General features: G+C 45.3%; 3 protein-coding genes and 1 pseudogene. 1 reads left to right on the top strand and 3 read right to left on the bottom strand.

From position 1 onward, the window contains the following. The 3 genes and pseudogenes from R8N28_RS23615 to R8N28_RS23605 form a co-directional block, all read right to left on the bottom strand. Positions 1 to 269 (bottom strand): annotated as a pseudogene (locus tag R8N28_RS23615) (hypothetical protein); the annotation flags it as partial. Continuing rightward, a complete protein-coding gene (locus tag R8N28_RS23610) occupies positions 269 to 1,126 on the bottom strand; it encodes an ABC transporter ATP-binding protein (RefSeq protein WP_025535733.1) in 858 nt (285 codons plus the stop codon). The gene R8N28_RS23610 and the pseudogene R8N28_RS23615, both read right to left, overlap by 1 nt. After that, positions 1,123 to 1,494: a GntR family transcriptional regulator gene (locus R8N28_RS23605; protein ID WP_005464887.1), complete on the bottom strand. Its 372-nt coding sequence runs from the start codon at positions 1,492 to 1,494 to the stop codon at positions 1,123 to 1,125. Before R8N28_RS23605 ends, R8N28_RS23610 begins: the two co-directional genes overlap by 4 nt. Positions 1,495 to 1,928: 434 nt before the next feature. On the opposite strand from R8N28_RS23605, the gene gltS reads away from it, so the two are divergent. Next, a partial coding sequence (gene gltS / locus R8N28_RS23600) for a sodium/glutamate symporter (protein WP_318183478.1) occupies positions 1,929 to 3,001 on the top strand: 1,073 nt, incomplete at its 3' end.

The raw sequence follows: 3,001 nt of genomic DNA, 5'->3' as shown, positions 1-3,001 counted from the left end.
GTTCTAGGGAAGTACTGGATGGCAAGTAACATAGACAGCAAACCAGCGCCACCAGTGATCAGCATGTTGACGTCATCCCCAAGTTCTTTGTGAATATCACTCACATCGCCACCGAGGCTCATTTCGAAAAACATATTGTGTTGCAACGTGGTGTTACTCATCAAACTAATAAAAAGCAACGCTCCACACGCCAACATAAACAAAGGTAAGCGCAATACTAGTGGGTTTTCTAACCACTCTTTACGCAACATTGCGACGACAGAGCGCATCATGCTGCCTCCTTTTGTAACGCTAAAAACAGATCCGCCAGTTTTACACCATGCACATCGCCAAGCCCTGCCGCTTGATCAGCGTATTGTGAAGACAATAGCCATTTCGTTGTGCCTAATCCTTTTTGAGAAGAGAGTGGGTGCATCGCTTCAATTTGCGCACGGTGTTCGTCATTGGCATCGAGAATAAAGTAGTCTTCACTGATGCTGTCCATTGAGGTTTGCAGCACCGGGCGACCGTGTTTAAGAATCAACACATCGGTTAACAGATGTTCGATCTCGGAAACTTCATGGCTGGTGATGATAAGAACGCGTTCACCATCGTGAAACCATTCCAGTAAATGACGGTAGAAGGTGTCGCGGTAAACCAAATCCAAACCAAGAGTTGGTTCATCCAAAATCAGGATTTGTGTATTGGTTGCGATAACAATGGCAAGGTGCAATTGCACTTTCATCCCTTTCGAAAGGGCTCTGATTTTCGCACGAGGTTTGATGTCGGTTTGACGAAGCAGCGCATCTGCTTTGCTGCGATTGAAACCCGGGTGAACCCCTTCGGTATAACTCAGAAGCTGAGAGACCGTCATCCAATCTGGCAAAACATTTACATCCGAGATGTACGACAAATTCTGCATGATCTTGTCGCGCTGCATCATGGGCTCGAAGCCATTGATGCGAATTGTCCCGTCGTAGTCGTGGGCGCCGAGTAGGGCGTTAATAAGCGTCGACTTACCCGCGCCATTGTGGCCGAGTAAACCAAGCACTTGACCAGCATGTAAGTCAAAACTCACATCATGAAGCGCCTCTCCTTGTTGACGGTACTGCTTGGAGACGTTTTTTACACTGACTAATGCGCTCATTGGTCACCTTTCATATGGGGGTTGAGTTGCTGGACAAGTTCATCAACTGACATGTCCAGACGTTGTAATGTATCGGCTATTTGAGGAATTTGCTGTTCAAGAAAGCGAGCCTTTTCCGCAGAGCGCAATTGTTGAATTGCCCCTTGTGCGACAAACATGCCTTGGCCACGTTTTTTCTCCACCAGTCCTTCATCAACAAGTAACTGATAGCCTTTCATGACGGTAAGGTGGTTAATTTTCATATCGGCAGAGATGCTGCGGACGGAGGGTAAAGCCTCGCCTTCTTTCCAGACGCCCTGCAATATTTGTTGGGTGATCTGATCAGCCAACTGGCGAAAAATCGGTTGGCGATCATGCCAATGCGTCATGATAAACATCCTATGGCTGAATTGGTGTTATATATATGTATAACACTAGGTTTGAGAAATAGAAAGAATTAATCTTTTTGCCATCACACAACAGCGTGTTTATGGCGTCCGTTTTCGACACGTTGCACCGAATATTTGCACGCAATCGGATGCGTTTTTTCTATTTCAAATTGATATAAAAACAACCACTTCTCATAAGTTGAGAATCCGCAATTAGAGGTACTTCAGAGCGTGAGAAACTTACGACAAAACTTGTGTTTATCACTGAGTGAGAAATTATTGAATATTAAAATTAAAACATTCTTATCTAGTGAGAATTAAAGTGGAATTCACCCTAGAAAAATAAGGACTCAATAGGCAACCTGATTGGATTCGTTACCTATCTCTCGTTGAAGCATTACTCAGCGGATGAGAAAAAGGAAAAAAGAGGTTTTATGAATCATGTTATTTCAATCGGCCCACAGGAGTCGTTTCTCGTCGCTATTTGTGTGTTGTTCCTAGGGCAATTTATCAACACCAAACTTCCAATTTTAAAAAAATTTAATATCCCAGAACCGATTGTTGGTGGGTTAGTCATCGCCTGTGTGATTACCGCAATGCACTTTAATGGCGTTGATTTATCCTTCGATTTACCACTGCAAAACACCTTTATGTTGATGTTTTTTGCCACCGTTGGATTAGCGGCAAACTACACCCAGCTGATCAAAGGTGGTGCGAAGGTGTTTATCTTTCTCGCGGTGGCATCAGCGTACATTCTTATTCAAAACGCCGTTGGTGTGTCTTTGGCGACCGCATTGGGCTTAGATCCGCTAATGGGGTTAATTGCGGGTTCCATTACGCTTTCTGGTGGTCACGGAACAGGCGCAGCTTGGTCGCAGACTTTCCAAGATATGTACGGGCTACATAACGTACTTGAGGTTGCGATGGCATCTGCGACGTTTGGCTTGGTGATTGGCGGCATCATCGGCAGCCCAGTGGCACAGCGTTTGATAGACAAAAACAACCTAGAATCGGAATACGGCCGTACAAATCAAAGTCACCAACGTTTTCCTGAACTCGTGACTTATAACGAGCACGAAGAAGACCGAGTTACTGCAAAGAAAGTGGTCGAAAGCTTGTCGATTATTTTGTTGTGTGTGACAGGGGCGGGTTATCTAGAAAACTGGGTGAGCAGCTTTGGCATCAAATGGTTGATGATTCCAGACTTTGTCTACGCGTTGTTTATTGGTGTGGTGATCACCAACATCATGGAAGTGACGAAAGTTCGCAAAGTCGACTTAGAAACCGTGGATATTCTCGGTACGGTTTCATTGTCGCTGTTCCTAGCAATGGCGCTCATGAGCTTAAAACTGTGGAACATTTTTGATCTAGCCATTCCGTTCTTGATCATCCTTGCCGTGCAGTCGGCAATTCTCGCGGTGTTCGCTTACTACGTGACATTCCGCGTCATGGGCTGCAACTACGACGCGGCGGTAATTTCTAGTGGACACTGCGGTTTTGGTTTGGG

This window comes from Vibrio sp. Vb1554, assembly GCF_033344235.1.
The sequence above is the reverse complement of the archived record's forward strand: the minus strand, read 5'-3'. Positions and strand labels throughout refer to the sequence as shown.

Excerpts from the sequence above, each read along its gene's own strand:
- R8N28_RS23605 (WP_005464887.1), bottom strand. The coding sequence starts at position 1,494 with ATGACGCATTGGCATGATCGCCAACCGATTTTTCGCCAGTTGGCTGAT.
- R8N28_RS23610 (WP_025535733.1), bottom strand. The coding sequence starts at position 1,126 with ATGAGCGCATTAGTCAGTGTAAAAAACGTCTCCAAGCAGTACCGTCAA.